General features: G+C 72.9%; 16 protein-coding genes. 9 read left to right on the top strand and 7 right to left on the bottom strand.

Translation table 11 applies throughout. The features are described 5' to 3' along the window. Positions 1–25: 25 nt before the first annotated feature. Positions 26–235 (bottom strand): hypothetical protein, encoded by a 210-nt coding sequence (locus MXD60_RS29235; RefSeq protein WP_248817416.1) that lies wholly within the window; start codon positions 233–235, stop codon positions 26–28. A gap of 45 nt (positions 236–280) precedes the next feature. Here MXD60_RS29235 and MXD60_RS29230 point away from each other — a divergent pair, with 45 nt between their 5' ends. Next, positions 281–358, top strand: a complete 78-nt coding sequence (locus MXD60_RS29230) for a hypothetical protein (protein ID WP_248817409.1) — start codon at positions 281–283, stop codon at positions 356–358. Positions 359–391: 33 nt separating this feature from the next. On the opposite strand, the gene MXD60_RS03020 is transcribed toward MXD60_RS29230, so the two are convergent. Beyond that, positions 392–1,465, bottom strand: coding sequence for an ADP-ribosylglycohydrolase family protein (locus MXD60_RS03020; RefSeq protein ID WP_248817383.1), 1,074 nt, complete (start codon positions 1,463–1,465; stop codon positions 392–394). Positions 1,466–1,806: 341 nt separating this feature from the next. Between MXD60_RS03020 and MXD60_RS03015 the strand changes: the two genes are divergently transcribed. Further along, positions 1,807–3,372 carry a long-chain-fatty-acid--CoA ligase gene (locus MXD60_RS03015; RefSeq protein ID WP_248817382.1) on the top strand — a complete coding sequence of 522 codons (1,566 nt, stop codon included), beginning with the start codon at positions 1,807–1,809 and terminating at the stop codon, positions 3,370–3,372. A 42-nt stretch (positions 3,373–3,414) separates the two neighbouring features. Here the strand turns inward: MXD60_RS03015 and MXD60_RS03010 are convergent, their stop codons facing one another. The 3 genes from MXD60_RS03010 to MXD60_RS03000 form a co-directional block, all read right to left on the bottom strand. Then, positions 3,415–4,323, bottom strand: coding sequence for an NERD domain-containing protein (locus MXD60_RS03010; protein ID WP_308222348.1), 909 nt, complete (start codon positions 4,321–4,323; stop codon positions 3,415–3,417). Positions 4,324–4,625: 302 nt separating this feature from the next. Beyond that, the gene (locus MXD60_RS03005; RefSeq protein WP_248817380.1) at positions 4,626–5,528 is read right to left on the bottom strand and encodes an alpha/beta fold hydrolase; all 903 of its coding nucleotides are present in this window, start codon (positions 5,526–5,528) and stop codon (positions 4,626–4,628) included. A gap of 326 nt (positions 5,529–5,854) precedes the next feature. Beyond that, a complete protein-coding gene (locus tag MXD60_RS03000) occupies positions 5,855–7,108 on the bottom strand; it encodes an MFS transporter (protein WP_248817379.1) in 1,254 nt (417 codons plus the stop codon). Between the two features lie 188 nt (positions 7,109–7,296). On the opposite strand from MXD60_RS03000, the gene MXD60_RS28505 reads away from it, so the two are divergent. Then, positions 7,297–7,878 (top strand): TetR/AcrR family transcriptional regulator, encoded by a 582-nt coding sequence (locus MXD60_RS28505; protein WP_283097671.1) that lies wholly within the window; start codon positions 7,297–7,299, stop codon positions 7,876–7,878. A gap of 6 nt (positions 7,879–7,884) precedes the next feature. Here MXD60_RS28505 and MXD60_RS29680 read toward each other — a convergent pair whose 3' ends face one another. After that, positions 7,885–8,655, bottom strand: coding sequence for a helix-turn-helix domain-containing protein (locus tag MXD60_RS29680; protein ID WP_283097699.1), 771 nt, complete (start codon positions 8,653–8,655; stop codon positions 7,885–7,887). A gap of 950 nt (positions 8,656–9,605) precedes the next feature. Then, positions 9,606–10,766 (bottom strand): acetamidase/formamidase family protein, encoded by a 1,161-nt coding sequence (locus tag MXD60_RS02985; RefSeq protein ID WP_248817378.1) that lies wholly within the window; start codon positions 10,764–10,766, stop codon positions 9,606–9,608. Between the two features lie 110 nt (positions 10,767–10,876). On the opposite strand from MXD60_RS02985, the gene MXD60_RS02980 reads away from it, so the two are divergent. The 6 genes from MXD60_RS02980 to MXD60_RS02955 all read left to right on the top strand — a co-directional run bounded on the left by MXD60_RS02980 (position 10,877) and on the right by MXD60_RS02955 (position 16,955). Further along, positions 10,877–11,680 (top strand): cysteine hydrolase family protein, encoded by an 804-nt coding sequence (locus tag MXD60_RS02980; protein ID WP_248817377.1) that lies wholly within the window; start codon positions 10,877–10,879, stop codon positions 11,678–11,680. A gap of 5 nt (positions 11,681–11,685) precedes the next feature. Continuing rightward, the gene (locus MXD60_RS02975; RefSeq protein WP_248817376.1) at positions 11,686–12,150 is read left to right on the top strand and encodes a cupin domain-containing protein; all 465 of its coding nucleotides are present in this window, start codon (positions 11,686–11,688) and stop codon (positions 12,148–12,150) included. Next, entirely contained in the window at positions 12,147–13,535 is a 1,389-nt protein-coding gene (locus MXD60_RS02970; RefSeq protein WP_248817375.1) for an AtzH-like domain-containing protein, read from the top strand. The genes MXD60_RS02975 and MXD60_RS02970 overlap by 4 nt, the downstream gene beginning before the upstream one ends. A 113-nt stretch (positions 13,536–13,648) precedes the next feature. Next, complete coding sequence (locus MXD60_RS02965; protein WP_248817374.1) at positions 13,649–14,833, top strand: amidase family protein; 1,185 nt, start codon at positions 13,649–13,651, stop codon at positions 14,831–14,833. A gap of 37 nt (positions 14,834–14,870) precedes the next feature. Further along, a complete protein-coding gene (locus tag MXD60_RS02960) occupies positions 14,871–15,434 on the top strand; it encodes a helix-turn-helix domain-containing protein (RefSeq protein WP_248817373.1) in 564 nt (187 codons plus the stop codon). A 327-nt stretch (positions 15,435–15,761) separates the two neighbouring features. Then, positions 15,762–16,955 carry a septum formation family protein gene (locus MXD60_RS02955; protein ID WP_248817372.1) on the top strand — a complete coding sequence of 398 codons (1,194 nt, stop codon included), beginning with the start codon at positions 15,762–15,764 and terminating at the stop codon, positions 16,953–16,955. The last annotated feature ends 57 nt before the right edge of the window (positions 16,956–17,012 follow it).

The following is a 17,012-nucleotide window of genomic DNA, read 5'->3' as shown; positions in this document are numbered from 1 at the left end:
GCGCTGACCGGCGGCGTTGGCCTCGTCACGATTGCCCGGGCAGATCGGCCCCGGTGGTCGCGACGGCAGAGGAGTCGCACATGCCGTCGGTCGCGGAGCGCACCGCGCTGGTCTGTGTCAGCCTGACCGGCGAGGACGGGATCGAACTGCGGCCCTGGGCGGTGCCGGCGGTCGGGCCCCGTGCGGTGCGCGTCGCGGTGCGGGCGGCGTCGGTGAACTTCCGCTGCACTCCCACCCCGGGCCCGCCTCAGTCTCCCCGGAGGAGGTCGCCGACGCGGCCGTGTTCCTCGCCGGCGACCACGCGGCCAACATCCACGGCGCCCTGCTGTCCGTCGACGGCGGCCGCGCCGCGATCTGACCCCGCGGTGCGCCTACGTGGGCTGAGGGTGGTTCAGCTCCCGGGGTAGCGGGCGAACCAGTCGGCGGTGGCCGTCCCGACGTCGTCGGAGACGGTGTCGGCGTGATCGACCTCTGTCACGAGGTCGGCCGCGAGCTGATCCACCAGCTCGTATCCCTCGAGCTGCGCGAGCCAGTCGGCTGGCAGTGCCTGCACGCCGAGCGCGGCGCCGACCAGGTTGCCGCACAGCGAGCCGGTCGAGTCGCTGTCGCCGGAATGGTTCACCGCCGCCAGCAGGGCGCTCCGCGGATCCGGCGCGGCCACCGCGCAGTACACCGCGATGGCCAGCGCCTCCTCCGCGACCCACCCGGCGCCGAGCCCCTCGACGCGCTGCGCGGTCGGCGGGCCGTCCTCGGCCAGCGCGAGGGCGGCGCCCAGCGCGTCCGTCACCTCACCGCCGTCGGATTCGGCGGCCAGCCGGCCGAGTGCCGACACGGTCGCCTCGGCGACCGCCGCGCCCCACAGGACACTCGCGATGATCCAGCCGAACGCACCGGCGGCCAGGGAGCCGCTCGGATGGCCGTGGGTATGCACGGCGCACTCGACGGCCAGGTCCCAGGAAGCCTGCGGATGCCAGCGAAGCAGGCCGAACGGCGCCGAGCGCATCACGGCGCCGCATCCCTTGCTGTCGGGGTTCGCGGGCCGCGCCGGTGTGCCCATCTCGCCGCGCTCCAGCCCGGACAGGCAGGCGTTGCCCGGCGCCCGCCGGGCGTACAGCACCGGCTGCGCGGCGAGCCAGCCATCGGGCTGGTCCGGCGGGGCCGGCTGCTGCTGGGTGACGAGCCAGCGGCGGTGCGCCCCCCAGACCACCGACGGCGGATGCGCGATTCCCTTCGACCGGCCGCGCACCGACGCCCGGATCAGGCCCTCGACGGTGAACAGCGTCATCTGGGTGTCGTCGGTCAGCGGCGCGTGGACTCCATAGGCAGACGTCAACCCGGCGACGCCGGCCGGACCATGCGTCCGCCGGATCTCTTCGAGGGACAGGAACTCGATGGCGGCCCCCAGCGCGTCTCCGAGCGCCCCACCGAGCAGGCAGCCACGGACCCGGTCGGCGCGGGTGGGCACTGATCGCGCGGCGGACGATGCCGGCGCGTCGGCGGCGCTGCGTCGTCCGGGTGAAGCAGCGGGCTCGGCGGGCGACACACCACCAATGTCGCACATTCCGACCTGGGTCGGTTCCACCGCGCACAATGCCCGGTCGGTGGTCGTCCGTGGGCGACAGTCGTCCCGGCGCGACCCGGAGCCGAGGGTCGGTCCGATCTCTGCGCGGGTAGGCTGGAATCGGTATCTCGTGAGATCATCTTCCGCACGAGCACCGTGGCGGCACCGCGATGGAAAGGGGGCGGCCGGTCATCTCCTCGTGCCGGCGCGGCGGCTGACCGTCGATGCCCCGGAGGAGGTTTTCCATGCTCAACCTGGCTGTGGTTCTGGAAACCGCCGCGCGGGAGACGCCGGAACAGTCCGCGCTGGTCGCGGGCGAGCGCCGGCTCTCCTACCGGGAGGTGAACGCGGCGGCGAGCCAGCTCGCGTCGGCGCTCGCCGCTCGCGGTGTCGGACCAGGCGACAGGATCGCGCTCGGCTGCCCCAACATCCCGGCTTTCGCCGTCGTGTACTTCGGGATCCTCAAGGCGGGCGCGACAGTCGTCCCGCTGAACATCCTGCTGACCGCGAAGGAAATCATCCACCAGCTCGAGGATTCCGCGGCGACGGCGTACTTCTGCTTCGAGGGAACGGACGTCCTTCCCTGCGGTGAGGCGGGCTGGGCCGGGTTCGCCGCCGTGCCCGGCTGCGCGACGTTCGTCCTGGTCACAGCCGACCCGGCGGGTGTCTCGCCGTGGCCGGACGCGCCGACGCTGGCGGAGTTCACCCGCGGCGCACCGGCGGATTTCGACACGGTGCCGACCGAGCCGAACGACGTCGCCGTGGTGCTCTACACCAGCGGCACGACGGGCCGGCCCAAGGGGGCGCAGCTCTCCCACAGCAACCTGGTGCAGAACGCGCTGGTGTGCAACCAGGTCTTCCGGACCCTCGGGCCCGACATCCACCTGGTGTGCCTGCCGCTGTTCCACGCCTATGCCCAGACCATCCACCTGCTGGCGGGATTCGCCAGCGGATCCACGCTCGTCCTGCTCGCGCGATTCGAGCCCGAGAACGCGCTCGCCTGTCTGGAACGTGAGGACGTCACCTTCTTCGCCGGCGTGCCGACCATGTACTGGTCCTTGTTCACCTGTTCGTCCGCGGAACATTTCGACCTGGCGCGGATCGCCGGCAATCTACGTATCTGCGTGTCCGGGGGATCGGCGTTGCCGGTCGAACTGCTTCGCGACTTCGAGGAACGTTTCGGGGTGCCGATCGTCGAGGGATACGGACTGTCGGAGACGAGCCCGATGGCGACGTTCAACCGGCTGGACCGGCCGCGCAGGCCGGGATCGGTCGGGCTGCCGGCGTGGGGAGTGGAGGTGCGGATCGTCGGGGACGACGGCAGGGAGGCCGCCGCCGGGGAACCGGGGGAGGTCTGCGTGCGCGGCCACAACGTGATGGTCGGCTATCTCGGCCAGCCGGCGGCGACCGCGGCGGCGATCGACGCCCAGGGCTGGTTCCGCACCGGTGACATCGGCCGGCTCGACGAGGACGGCTTCCTCTACCTCATCGACCGCCTCAAGGACCTGGTGATCCGCGGCGGATACAACGTGTACCCGCGGGAGGTCGAGGAGATTCTGCTGACCCATCCGGATGTCAGCCTCGTCGCGGTCGTCGGTGTCGCAGACGAACGCCATGGTCAGGAGGTCAAGGCGTTCGTCATCCCACGGGAGGGCGCCGCGCCGACCGAGGAGGAGATCGTGGCGTGGTGCCGGGAGAACATGGCCGGCTACAAGTACCCGCGCATCGTGGAGTTCCGCGCGTCGTTCCCGATGACGCCGGCGGGGAAGATCCTCAAGCGTGAACTCGTCCGCGCCGAACCCGACTCCTGACCTTCTCGCCGGCCTCTGGTTCGACGCCGGCGGCCGGTGCCCTCAGACGTCGAGCCAGGTGTCGGGGTCGCGGGCACAGGAGTAGATGGTCTCGACCTCCGCCGGCGTCCAGATGCCGGTAGCGGGGGCGAAGACGTCGCCGAGCAGGTCGTGATGGGTGGCGTAGACGTCGCGCAGGGTCGGGACCACGGTGAGGGTGTCGGCCTCGACGAAGGCGAGCACCCCGGCGGCCGCCACGGGGAACCCGCAGGCCCGGCTCAGCGCCGTCGAGGCGCGTTCCGCCTCCGCGCGGGACCTGCGGGTGTACGGGTACGACCGGCCGCTGACCGATACCGCATGGTCGCCGACCCAGATCCGGCTGCCGCGGTGGTACTTCGTGTTCACCGTGAACACGCCACCCGGGCCGACCAGCAGATGGTCGATGTCGACCTTCCTCGCGAGCGGGATCGAGTGCAGCACCCGCCAGCCGCCGTCGGTCAGGGTGTCAAGCGCGGCGGCGGTCATGCGCTCACCGGCGAGGCCCGTGCGCCAGCTGGCCGTCTCCGGCGCGTCGCGGCGCCGCAGCCGGTCGAGCAGTGCACGCCACCGTCCCGGCCGTAACTCGGCGAGCTTCGCCTGGATTGCCGCGCCGGGCGGATTGGCCGCGAGATCCCCCGCCGCCGACGGACCGCCCACCCGCGCCTTCCGCGCCGTGGCGACCTCGGCCGGGGCTGTCGCGCTGATGGGGTCTGTGAGGCTGGCCGGGACCGTGCTGTTCGCCGGGACCGTGCTGTTCGCCGTGGTCGAGGGCGAGGTCGCCGTCAGGTGCGGGGCAAGAGCGGCGCGGATGGCCTGCTCGTCGACGTCGCCGACCAGCGAGAGGTGGCCGCTGCGGCGGTCGAGGCAGGCGGCGGTGCGACCGTCGGGCAGGTTCACATAGAGCCGGTCATGCCCGTAGCGTTTCCAGGGCACCACACGTAATCCGTCCATGTTCCGCCGATCGACGATCCGATGCCCACGACAGCGCACGGACAGGCGCGGCGGATGTCTCGCCGCAAGACCCGGGAATCCGCACCGGCGGATTCCGGCGGGAATCGCTGGCCGGCGCCACTCACATTATCCAGACGGGCCGCGATCATCCACCGGTTCCGCGGGTTTGCCGGCCGACGATCGGGCCGACAATGCGATTCGACCGGCTGACCAGCAGAAATGTTGACCGACGCCGGGTGAAATACCGGCCGGACCGTTCGCGTGACCGCCGGCCGAATGCCGCGTCAGCGGGTGGGTACGCCGGCCGCGGCACGGTGGACGAGGCCGGCGATCCGGTCCGCGAACGCCGGCCACAGCGAGCGGGGCAGGCTGTGGCCCATCCCCTCGAAGACCGCGAGCTCGGCGCCGGGGATGGCGGCCGCGGTGGCTCGCCCACCGCTGACGTCGCACATCGGATCGGCGGCGCCATGGATCACCAGCGTCGGCACCCGCAGCTCGCGCAGCCGGGCCGTACGGTCCCCGGAGGCGAGCACGGCGATCGACTGGCGAACAGCGCCGGCCAGGTCGTAGCCACGGTCGAAGGTGCGGGCGGCACGCTCGGCGACGTCCCCCTCGTCGAGCGGGAAACCGGGCGAGCCGACCGCCCGCATGGCGCGGACCTGCCAGTCGACGTAGCCGGCGCGGTCCATGGGCGGGGTGCCCAGGCCGCCGACGACCCGCGGATCAGGCTGACCCACCGTGGGATCACCGGTCGTGGCCATCATCGAGGTCAGCGAGCGGACCCGGGCGGGATGCTCGATCGCCGCCGTCTGCGCGACCAGCGCGCCGAGGGACGCGCCGACGAGGTGCGCCTCGGCGAACCCGAGCGCGTCGAGCAGCCCGACGGTGTCGGCGGCGAGGTCCGACAGCGTGTACGGCACGAAATCGATCTCCTGGGCGCCGGGGGCGGCCAGATCCGGCATGGGCAGCTCGCCCAGATGGGTCGAGTGCCCGGCGTCGCGGTTGTCGAACCGGATGAGCTGCAGGCCGCGGCCGGCGAGCTCGGCGCAGAACGCGTCGTGCCAGCCGACGAGCTGCGCGCCGCCGCCCATTATCAGCACAACCGCCGGATCGAGCGGATGACCGATCCGCTCATAGGCCACATCAATGCCCGCCGGGCCGACATTCCGCGCCATCTGCTCCGCCATGTCCGTACGCCCTCCTCGGGTGGCTGCCGCCGGCACGTTACCAGTCGCGGAGCGTATTTCCGTGGCACCGGGCGCTTACCGTCGAGCGGTCGAGAAAACGGCGCCCGAGGAATTGTTTTTCCGGTGAATCGGACGGTGTGCGGTCGGCCCTGCCGAACAGCGCCGCCTCGCCGCGCAATGCCGGATTCACCGCGTTGCGGACGGGTGGCTGGTACGTCCGCCGGTGACCGCGCGGGCCGTGCGGAGACCGGCTGACGGTCGCGCCGGCTGACACTGACGCCTGGCGCCAACGTCCGCCGGCCTGGGCGCCGGCCCCGTCGCGAGGGTCAGCCGCGGCGGGAGGCTGTGCGAGCGAGGCTCACCGCTGCTGCGCCGGCCAGCAGGAGCAGCGCGAGGAGGTAGCCGACCGCGACATGACGCAGATCGTGGCCACGGCTGACCAGGAACCCCGCGATCACGGCGGGAATGCCCAGGCCGGCGTAGGAGACCACGAACACGGCCGAGAGCAGACCCGGGCGCTGCTCGGGTGACGCGAGGGGCGTCACGGTGCGAACGCCGCCCTGCAGGCTGGAGCCGAAGCCGACGCCGGCGACGGCTGTCGCGACCAGATAGCCCGTGACGGATCCGGCGGTGATCGCGCCGGCCGCGCCGACGGCGCCGGCGGCCAGCATGGCGATGCCGAACACCATGATCCTGTCGGTGGCGAGGTTGCGGAACACGACCGACGCCAGCGACGCCATGCCGGCGACGAGGAACAGGGCCACGCCACCGAGCGCCACCGACTGGCTGTGCGCCAGCTCGCGGGTCAGGGCCGGTCCGAGGGAGGCGTAGAAGCCGGGCAGTGCCCAGGACGCGAAGATCACGGGAGCGGCGGCCAGGAACGGGGCGCGGGCCGCCGCGGGCACGGCGATCTGCGGCCGCAACGAGGCGAGCAGTCCAGGGGAGCGGGGCGCCGTCTCGGGCTGCCGGGCGATTCCAAATCCCTGCGCCACGATGACCACGAGCAGCACGAGGTAGACCAGGTGGGTCGGCCACGGCAGATAGCCGACGAGCAGGCCCGCGACCAGGGCGCCGGTTCCGGTGCCGACTCCTGGCGCGGCCACGTTGAGGATCGTCCCGCCGACCCGGTGGACATCGATCATGGAGGCGCCCAGCGTCCCGAGCGCGGCGCCGGTGGCGATCCCCTGGATGATCCGGGCGGCGAACAGCGGGGTGAACGAGCCGGCGGTGGCGAGCAGGGTGACGGAGACGGCCTGCGCGGCGATGGCGGCGAGCAGGACGGGCCGGCGACCGACGTGGTTGGAGAGCTCGCCGAGCACGAGCAGGCCGATGAGCACGGCGCCGGCGTAGCTGGCGAAGGCGGTCGTCGTGGTGAGCGCGGTGCCGTGCCAGACGGCGTTGTAGTGCTGGTAGAGCGGCGTCGGCGCGGCGGAGGCGGCGAGGAAGGACACGACGACCGAGCCGTACAGGGCGAGGCGGCGGATCTCGCCAGCCGCGGCCGCCCGTGCGCTCGGCGCCTGTCCGGGCGTCAGTACCGGGGCTTGTCGGCTGGACGCGACGCTGGTCAACAGGGTTGTCACGGGGGCACTCCTCGATCGACGGCCACCGGATGTGGTGAACAGACAAGTCTGTCTATCATCGAGGAGACAAACTTGTCTAACGGGTGTCGTGAATCAGTCGTCCGCCGCAGGTGGGACCGGTCATAGTGGTAGCGGCGTCGTAGAGTGAACAGAGTTGTCTACCAGGCAGTGAGAGCGAGGAACCGGTCATGCCCGTGGCCGCGAAGGACACCCGAGGCGGCGCCCGCGAGCGTCTGCTTGACACGGCGAGCCGGCTGTTCTATGCCGAGGGCGTCCACACTGTCGGCATCGACCGCATCCTCGACGAGGCCGGCGTCGCGAAGGCGTCCCTCTACAAGACCTTCGGCAGCAAGGACGCGCTGATCCAGGCCTACCTGCAGCGCCGCCGCGACGGGGTGACCGAGCGGATCACCGCGCGGGTCGCGCGGGCCGACGACCCGCGGGAGAAGATCCTCGCCGTGTTCGACGCGCAGGGCGCGATGTTCGCCGAGCCCGGCTACCGGGGGTGCGCGTTCGTCGCCGCCACCGCCGAGGCGACACCCGGCGGCACGATCACCGAGGCGGCGAGGGCGTTCCGCGCCTGGACCCGGGCGATGTTCGTCGACCTCGCCACCGCCGTCGGCGCCCCCGACCCGCAGACCCTGGGCCGCCGCCTGCACCTGCTCTACGACGGCGCGAACCTCTCCGCCCGGCTGGACCGCGATCCCACCATCGCCGCGGACTCCCGCGCCGCCGCCGACACCCTGATCACCGCCGCCCTGGCCGGCTGAGTTCGCTCAGGCGGCGACGCTGGCGTCGAGCCTTCCTCGGGCCAGGCAGCGCGGCGCGGACGCACCACGCCGGCCCGCTGGGAGCGACGCACGCCGCACGGATCGTCGAGGCGCCAGGCGCGACGCGGCCCGAGTGCCGGCCGGGACGACGATGCGCCCGGTTCCGAGCGCCCCCACGAAGTGGGCCGACGATCCGAGGTTCGGCGAGACACCCGCCGCGTCGATCGGCGCGGTCGCGTCCGCGGGACCGGACAGCCGCACCCACATCCCGCCCCGCCCGCCGGCGTCGACCGCGCCGACGGCGCTGGTCAGGGAGACGAACGGCGCCGCGGACCCGGCCACCGGCGCGGTCGAAGCGGCTCCGTCCTCACTGGTTACGGGGCCGACCCAGGCGGTGAAACCGATGCGGGCCGTCGGCGTGACCCGCGCGGTCACCGCCGAAACCACCACGTGGGCATCGCCCGGTTCGCCGGCGATCGCGTGCGCCGCGGCCGCCACACGCAGCGGCGCGGCGGGCTGCGGTTCGACCCGGGCGAGTTCGAGGCGAACCTCGTCGAGCAGGTCCGCGAGGCGCACGTGCAGCGCCCGGCAGATCGCCGCGAGCACCTCCGACGACGCCTCTTTCAGACCCCGCTCGACCTCGGACAGATACGGCATCGACACCCGCGCGGCATCCGCGACATCACGCAGGGTGCGCCCCTGGGCCAGCCGGCGCCGCCGCAGCGCCTCCCCGACCAGCCGGCGCAGCAACGGAACCTCGGCCTGCCGCCCCGCCATCACCACCGGATCGCCCTCCGCCGCTCGTGCCGGGAGCCGCCACGACCAGCGACGGACCCGGCGCGATCACCGCACCCGCTCCACCCGCCGAGTTCCGCAGCGCAACTCTGGCCTCTCAGGCTATCCGCTGGCGCCCCGCGGCGAGCGTCAACCTCCCAGCCGCCCCGCCGGACCCGAGCGGGAGCGCCTCTGCTGAGGACGCGGTGCCGCTTGCATCATTCTTCGGAACGTTCGCCCTCCGACGTCCTCGCCGCGGGGTTCACTCACCGCGAGTTGATCTCAGATACTTCGTCACATGCGGACGTTGCGGCTGGAGATGATCTCAAATTGATTTCATGAGAGGTGGACCGGTGACCTGATGTCGATAGTGGTCGAACCAGGTCACCGGACCAACGCTCATAGGACACCACGGCCATGGGTGGGCCTCTCTGCTGCGACCGGGAGCCCCTGGCGCGCCCGCCTCGGGCAGAAGCGCGCCAGGGGCCGATAAGTGGGAGCCCCGGTAGTTGGTTGCGAGGGGGCCCGGAGCGCCCATCACAAGTACACCGGAAAGCTACGGGTCGTTCCACCATCAACTCTTGGCAAATACCAAGGTCAGCGAGCGGTCTGCACGCACTCTCCACGGCCTCTGCTGTGCGTGTTGGGAAAGTGTCAGGGTCAGTCGACGAAGACCACCGGAAAGACCTGGATGGGTGTAAGAGATCCTTACGCTGCACCCAGTCGATGTGCACCCTCCAGACCCCGCGAAGGGTTCACCATGTCCCCGCACGGCAGGTCCAGCGAGGTTGAGGAAGCGCGAAGCGTCGGGCTAAGGGCCAAGCATCCCGACTGGAGACCGGAACGTCTGGACCTGCCTCCCGGCTGGACAGCCGGCAATGGTGGCGGTGCTTGCTCGCCGACGGGATCTGAGATGGTGTTCGGCTACCTGGTCGCGCTCACCACGAGCGGCGTCACGTCGGCCGATCCCCCGCGGTTTCTTTCGGTTCTGGCCGTCCGCCGGGGGGTATCAGTCCGCGTAGGTCGGCGCGGCGGATGCAGCAGTGGACGCCGACGACCTGGTCGACGACCTGGCTGACGGCGAAGTCGCCGGCGGCGCTGAGGTAGGCCAGGGCCACCTCGGGGGGCAGGGCGTAGCGCTCGCCGAGGAAGGCGATCGCGTTGCGGGTGGCGGCGCGCATCGCGGCGCCGAGGTCCGGGTCGAGGCCGGCGACGATGTGCAGGTCGGCGGTGCCGGCCCAGGGGGCGCTCAGCGTGCGGGCCAGGCGGCGGACCGAGTCATCGGAATGCACCGTCAGTCGGACCAGGGCGCGCAGCGGCGCCTCGAAGGCGGTCAGGGCGACCTCGCCGTCGCCCTGGGCGAAGTGCGGGTCGCCGGTGTAGAAGAGCGCGTCCGGGACCTGCACGGGCAGGTACAGGCGGGCGCTGACGCCGAGATGGCGGATGTCGAGGTTGCCGCCGTGCGGGCCGGGCGGCACCGAGTGCACCGGCGCGTCCGTCGCCGACGCGACGCCCATGATGCCGAGGAACGGGCGCAGCGGGAAGGTGATCTCCCGACCGTCGCCGACGGGCAGGACGCCGGTCTCGCCGCGGGTGTGCGCGACCAGGCACACCGGCGGCACGGCAGCGCCGGCGGGCAGGCCGGGCGGGGCGATCGGCATCTCCCCGGGCAGGGCACCGCGGCCGTGCCGGTTGCTGATCACGCCGTAGGGGGCGCGCCGCGTCAGCTCCAGGACCTCGACCTCCAGCACGTCGCCGGGGCGGGCGCCGCTGACCGCGACCGGTCCGGTGACGACATGCGGGCCGGCGACGTCCGGCGTGTGGCGCCGGCCGGAGGCGGCCAGGGCGAGCACGTCGTCGAGCAGATCGCCCGCGCCTATGCCGGCGGCGCCGAAGAACGCCGCCGGGCCGCTGCCCTGGTCGGCGAGCAGACCCTCGTGACTGATCGTGTCGATCAGCACGGCCTGGCCGGACGGCACGGTCAGGATCGGCCGGCTCGACGCGTTCGGCAGCAGACCCCAGGCGACCTCGTCCGACCGGGCCGGCAGGTACGGCGAGGCGGTGGGGATCGCGACTCCGCTGTGCAGCACATTCACGGCCGGTGACGCTGCCATAGGCCCATGTCGGCGGCGTTACCGGCGCGACCGCGGCGGACCCGGCGCGTGCGACGCCGGCGCAACGGGGCGGAAATACCGCCGAAAAGGTCGCCACGCAGGATGTTCGTGTGGTCGACATCCGGCTGGGGGCGCCTCGTAACTCGTGGGGGGTATCGCCCGATCACGTGGACCTGCGGCGCGGACCCGTCGCGTCGTTGTCACTGTCCGTCGATGCCCATCCGCAGCGGATCACGCTGGACCTTGCCCGCACCGCGATCGTCGTCGTCGACATGCAGAACGACTTCTGCCATCCCGACGGCTGGCTCGCCGCCATCGGCGTCGACATAGCGCCGGCCCGCAGGCCGATCGAGGCGCTGCGCGGCGTCCTGCCGGCGCTGCGCGCGGCGGGCGTGCCGGTCGTCTGGCTGAACTGGGGTAACCGGCCGGACCTCGCGAACGTGCCGCCCGGCGTGCGCCACGTCTACGACCCCGACGGCTCCGGCGGCGGCCTCGGCGTGCCGGCCCGGCCCGGTGGCAGCCCGACGTTGCAGGCCGGGAGCTGGTCGGCGGCGATCGTCGACGAGCTCGCCCCGCCCGCCGGCGACGTGCACGTCGACAAGTACCGGATGAGCGGCTTCTTCGACACCCCGCTCGACGCCGTCCTGCGCAACCTCGCCGTGACGACACTGCTGTTCGCCGGGGTGAACTCCGACCAGTGCGTGCTCGCGACGCTGACCGACGCCGCCTGCCTCGGCTACGACGTGATCCTGCTGGAGGACTGCTCGGCGACGACGTCGCCGGCGTTCTGCCACGACGCGACCGTCTACAACGTCGCCCAGTGCTTCGGCTTCGTCGCCCGGTCCGGCGCGTTCATCGACGCGCTGCCCGCGACCGACGCCGGGCTGGCCGGCGCGCCCGGCGGGCGGCGGTGACACCGATGCCGACAACGCCGACCGTGATCGGTCCGGACGCGCTGGAGATGCGCCACATCACCGCCGGCGACAGCGTGCGCCTCGGGGTGCTCGTCGGCCCGGAGACGTCGCCGGTAACCGTGCTGCTGGAAGCCTGGGACGCCGGGGGCGCGCAGCCGCCGAACAGCCATCCCGCCTCGACCGAGCTGTTCGTGTTCCTGCGCGGACAGGGCCTCGCGGTCTGCGACGACACCGAGGTTCCCGTCGCCGCCGGCGCCACGCTGGTCCTGCCGCCGACCTCGCTGCACCACATCCGCAACACCGGCACGGGCCGGATGTACGCGCTGACCCTCATGTGCCCCGACGCCGGGTTCGCCGACCTGGTGCGCCGCGGCGCACTCGCCGGCACCGACGACGAGGACCGCGCCGTGCTCGCCGCCGTGCCACCGTCAGCACTCCCGACCGGGCACCTGCCTGGCCGGCTGACGTGACGGCGCCGCTGCCGGCTGCCGACTGGTTCGCGCTGCGGCCACTCGCGCCCGGAACCTGGCTGGTCGCCGAACCGGGTCACGTGAACTGTTTTCTCGTCGAGGGCGACGAACGGGCGGTGCTCGTCGACACCGGCCTCGGTCTCGCCGACGTCCACACGGCGGCCCGTACGCTGACCCGCCGCCCGATCCTCGCCGTGAACTCCCACGGTCACGACGACCACCGCGGCGGCAACTGGCTGTTCGACCACGTCGCCGCCCATCCGCTGGCCACCGCCGCGGTGACGGCGCCGGTGCCGGCCGCGCGGCTCGGTGCCTACCTCGGCGTCGCCCGCGAGCAGTACACCGCCTACGAGCGGCTGCGCGACGACGACGGACGGTTCTTCCACCTGCTCACCGCGGAGACGACGCCGCGCCCCGTCCCGCCGGCCGCCGACGCGTGGACCGTCCCCGCCGGCCCGGTGCCCGCGCCCCTCGCCGACGGGGCGCGGATCGACCTCGGCGGACGCGCGCTGACCGTGCTGCACACCCCCGGGCACTCCCCGGACTCGCTGTGCCTGTTCGACGAGCACGCCGGTCTGCTGTTCGCCGGCGACACGCTCATCACCGGCGACTTCTGGGTGCACATGCCCGACGCCGCCGTCGAGGTCTTCGCCGCCACCCTGCGCGACCTGCACACCCGTCTCGACGGCTCGGTCCGGGAGATCTTCCCGGCGCACACGCTGCGCTACCGGGTCGGCCCGGACTTCCTGCGCCGCGCCGCCGACGCCTTCGACCAGGTCGCCGCCGGCACCGCCCCCGGCCGCCCCGGCACCGACCTGCTGCGCCGCCCGGTCCGCCGCCACGACTTCGCCGACTTCAGCATCCTGCGCCCCCCGGTTCCCGACCCCGTCGGTGTCGGTGCCGGCCCGGGATCCGCCGGTCCGGACGACTCCGGTCTGGACGATGCCGGGCCGGAGGATGGGAGTCCGGACGACGTCCCGGCGGCGCTCGCCGGGCTCGATCCCGCGCTCGGGGCCGCGTTCGTCCGCTACGAACAGGCCCTCATGGCCGGGGACGTCGAGGGCCAGCGGGAGTCCTTCACCACCGCCGCCGACGTCGTGCGGGTCGATCTCGACGGGCCGCTCGTCGGACCGGTGGCGCTCGCCGCGTTCCGCGTGGCCCGCCCCACGCCGGGCCCCCGGCGGCTACGTGACCTGCATATCGTGCGTAGTCCGGGCGAGACGGTCGTTACCGTGTCGACGAACGAACGACTCGGCGTCGACGGAGAGGTGCTTGGCCTGAGCATGCAGACCCAGGTGTGGGCGTACGGCGATGCTGGCTGGCAGGTCATCGCCGCCTGCGTCGCCCCGATGGCCGGTCCGCCGCGCCCGGCGGCGGGCGGGTGAGCGGCGTCGAGGGCTTGTCGCCAACACAGGAGTGGCCAGCGCACGGTTCGCCGCCGCATGGTTCGCCGGCGGGGTGGTCCTCAGCGCAGTGGTCGTCGGCGCAGTGGTCGTCGGTGTGGCGTGAACACGGCGATCCGCTGCTGCCCCCGACGGGCAGCGGAGCGCTGGACGGCCTGCGGATGGCGGTGAAGGACCTGTTCGCGCTCGGCGGCCACCGCGTCGGCGCCGGCAACCCGACGGTGCTCGCCGGCGCCCCGACCGAGACGGCCGACGCCGACGCCGTGCGCCTGCTGCGCGCCGCCGGCGCCGCCGTCGCCGGGATCGCGCGGACGGACGAGCTCGCGTTCGCGCTGTCCGGCGCGAACACGCACTACGGCACGCCGCCGAACCCGGCGGCCCCGGAGCGGGTCAGTGGCGGGTCGACCAGCGGACCGGCGTCCGCGGTCGCCGCCGGCCTGGCCGACTTCGGCCTCGGCACCGACACGGCCGGTTCGGTGCGGGTGCCCGCCTCGGTGTGCGGCCTGTATGGGCTGCGACCGACGCACGGCGCCGTCTCCCTCGGCGGGGTGCTCGGCCTGGCCCCGTCGTTCGACACGGTCGGCTGGCTGGCCGCCGACGCCGGAGTGCTGCTCGCGGTCGGCGACGTCCTGCTGCCGCCGGGTCTGCCGGCCAGACCGGCCCGGCTGTTCGTCGTCGCCTCGCCGGGCACCGCCGAGCGCGGCGCGACCCCGGCGCCGGAAGGCCCGGTGGAGATCGCGGCCCGGCTCGCCGACGCCCTCGACGTGCGGCTCGTCGTCGGTCCGATGAGCGAGGACCCCGACGCGGCGGCGCTGTTCGTGGCGTTCCGGGCCGTGCAGGCCGCGGAGGCGTGGCGGCTGCACGGCCGCTGGATCACCACCCACCCCGCTGCCCTCGACGCCGAGGTCGAGGCGCGTTTCCGGTTCGGCGCCACCATCGACGGCGACGCCGAGCGGGCCGCCCGCCGGCTGATCGCCGAGGGCCGGGCCCGGCTGCTCGACCGGATCGGCGCGGACACCTGGATCGTACGGCCGGCCACCGCCGGCCCCGCCCATCTGCGCTCCGCCGGCCACGCGCAGCGCGACACCTGGCGGCAGGCGACCCTCGGCTGCACCGTCGCGGCCAGCGCCTACGGCCTGCCGAGCTGCGTGGTCCCGACGGTGTCCGACCCCGTCGGCCCCCACGTCGCGCCGGTCGGAGTGGCGATCGTCGGCCCGCCTGGCGCGGACCGGGCGCTGCTCGGCGCCGCCGTGGCCCTCGGCCGCCCGGCACTCGCGTGACCGTGTCTGCCCTGGCCGTGTCTGCCCAGGCGGCGGCGTGACCGCGGTCGCCGAGGAGGTGGCCGTCCGCCTTGGCGGCGCCGTGCGGGCGCAGCGGCGCGCGCTCGGGCTGACCCTCGTCGACGTCGCCGGCCGGGCGGGCCTGAGCCATCCGTTCCTCAGCCAACTCGAACGCGGTCTGGCCCGGCCCAGCATGCGTTCGCTGACGGCGATCGCCTCGGCGCTCGGCACGTCCGCGCAGGCGCTGATGGCCGCCGCCGAGGCCGCGCCCGTTCCGCTCGACGAACCGGTCAGCATCGTGCGCCACGACTCCGCCGCCGTCGCGTCACCCGGCGGGTCGGTGCGCACCCTGGTGCGCGGGGAGCGGTCCATGCTGCCGGTGGAGTACGTCGGCGCCCCGACCAGCTTTCACGACTATTTCGTGCATGAAGGCGAGGAGTTCGTCTTCGTCGTCGCCGGCATCATCGAGGTCGATATCGACGGCGACCTGCATGTTCTCGCGCCCGGCGAGAGCATCTACTACGCCGGGGGAGTGCGCCACCGCTGGCGCAGCCCCGACGGCCCGCGGGCCCGCCTCGTCGTCGTCCAGCAGAACATCTGACCGGCCGCGGGCTGCTGCCGAGCCGAACGACGCGGACATTCACAGCGGCTCATCGCTGAACAACCTGCCCAGCATCTCACTGTGATCATCTCCTGGCATCTCGGTCACCGATCGCAAGGACTTACCTGGTCGCTTCGTCCGATGCCTGCGTGTCAGAGGAACCACCGTGTTTCCTCTGACAATGTCGCTGCTAATATGACGATCCGCCTGCTCATGGCCATCCATCGCGGATGCGGATCGATTGTCTTTTCCCGCGCCACGGGTCAGGGCGGAGACCGCGACTCGTCGCGACCAAACTGGCCCCGTGCGTTTCAAGGAGTGGGCGGCATGCCGCAGAACAGCGAGGACGCCGCGGTGGCCGGGGAGCCTGACCCGTTCGCCGACCTGGTCCTCGACGAGAACTTCGTGCGGAGTGCGACGAGATACGAGCCCCCGGCCAGAACCAGGTCCGCGCTCGCCCGCTTCGGCTCGCCGGACGACCCCACGTCGCGAAAGACGGCTCGGCGGCAGCGTGCGGGACGGTCAGGGCACGGCCGTACGCCGTCGCCATCCCCGAGGAGATGGCCAGGACACCGCGTCGTCCCCGTCCTCGGTGTCGTTGTCCTGGTCTCCTGTGTCGTCGCCTTCCTGCTCGATCGTCTGGACGGCACTCCCGGGGCGGCCCTTCCGGCGGTGGGCCGGGCCGGCGCCGACGCACCCCACGCCCAGCCCGGTTCGGTGGCGTTGGAGCAGGAACCGGAGCTTCTCCGCTGGCGGTGGACGTCGGGACACTGCTACACCTGGGATCAGCGGAACACCCAGACCAGTGTCGCCGATGTGTCGTGTGCCGGGCCGCACCTGTTCGAAGCGGTGGGCGACCTGGACCTCGGCCGGGCCTATCCGGTGGGCCGCTCCTTCCCCGGCCCGGAGCAGTGGGGCGCGATCGCGAGCCGGCACTGCGATCCCCTCATCACGCCATACCTCGGCTATTCCCTCGATCCCGCTGGCCGGTTCGCCGCCGGCACCATCCACCCGTTGCGCTCCGGCTGGGAGGCCGGCACCCGACGCGTCGTCTGCGGCCTCATCGCCCGTTCCCGAAACTCCGACACATCAATGCCGGTGTTCGGAGGGCAGGTACGTGGCGCCGACCAGGCATTCACCTATCCCGCCGGCACCTGTTTTCGGCTTGACGGCGAGGGTCGGGACGTCGAGGTGGACTGCGCGCAGCCGCACCACGCCCAGAGTGTCGGACCAGCGACCCTGGCCGACATTCCTGGCGGAGAGCCTCCGTCGCAGGCGCGGTTCACCGAGTTGGCGTCGGCCGCCTGCGGGCCCTTGCTGGACCCGTATCTGCGGCAGCCTCGTTTCGGCGGCGCAGTGGTGAATCGCGGCTGGCAGGTACTTGCCGACGAAAGCTGGCGGGCCGGTACCCGTGCCACGACGTGCACCGTCCGTTTCAGTGACGCGGCGGGCAACCCGAAGGAGGCCGTCGGCGTTCTCACGCCCGCCGCGTCCACCGCGCCGGGCACCGTCGCGACCTGAGGCGGCACCAGCCGGTCCGGGCGTCACCAGGCGATCATCTTCTGGATGGCCTGGCGG

It is taken from the genome of Frankia sp. AgB32, assembly GCF_023243045.1.
In the GTDB taxonomy this organism is placed as follows: Bacteria; Actinomycetota; Actinomycetes; order Frankiales; family Frankiaceae; genus Frankia.
The sequence above is the reverse complement of the archived record's forward strand: the minus strand, read 5'-3'. Positions and strand labels throughout refer to the sequence as shown.

Excerpts from the sequence above, each read along its gene's own strand:
- MXD60_RS29680 (WP_283097699.1), bottom strand. The coding sequence starts at position 8,655 with ATGGCGGGGCGGCAGGCCGAGGTTCCGTTGCTGCGCCGGCTGGTCGGG.
- MXD60_RS02955 (WP_248817372.1), top strand. The coding sequence starts at position 15,762 with ATGCCGCAGAACAGCGAGGACGCCGCGGTGGCCGGGGAGCCTGACCCG.
- MXD60_RS03015 (WP_248817382.1), top strand. The coding sequence starts at position 1,807 with ATGCTCAACCTGGCTGTGGTTCTGGAAACCGCCGCGCGGGAGACGCCG.
- MXD60_RS02985 (WP_248817378.1), bottom strand. The coding sequence starts at position 10,766 with ATGGCAGCGTCACCGGCCGTGAATGTGCTGCACAGCGGAGTCGCGATC.
- MXD60_RS02975 (WP_248817376.1), top strand. The coding sequence starts at position 11,686 with ATGCCGACAACGCCGACCGTGATCGGTCCGGACGCGCTGGAGATGCGC.
- MXD60_RS03005 (WP_248817380.1), bottom strand. The coding sequence starts at position 5,528 with ATGGCGGAGCAGATGGCGCGGAATGTCGGCCCGGCGGGCATTGATGTG.
- MXD60_RS28505 (WP_283097671.1), top strand. The coding sequence starts at position 7,297 with ATGCCCGTGGCCGCGAAGGACACCCGAGGCGGCGCCCGCGAGCGTCTG.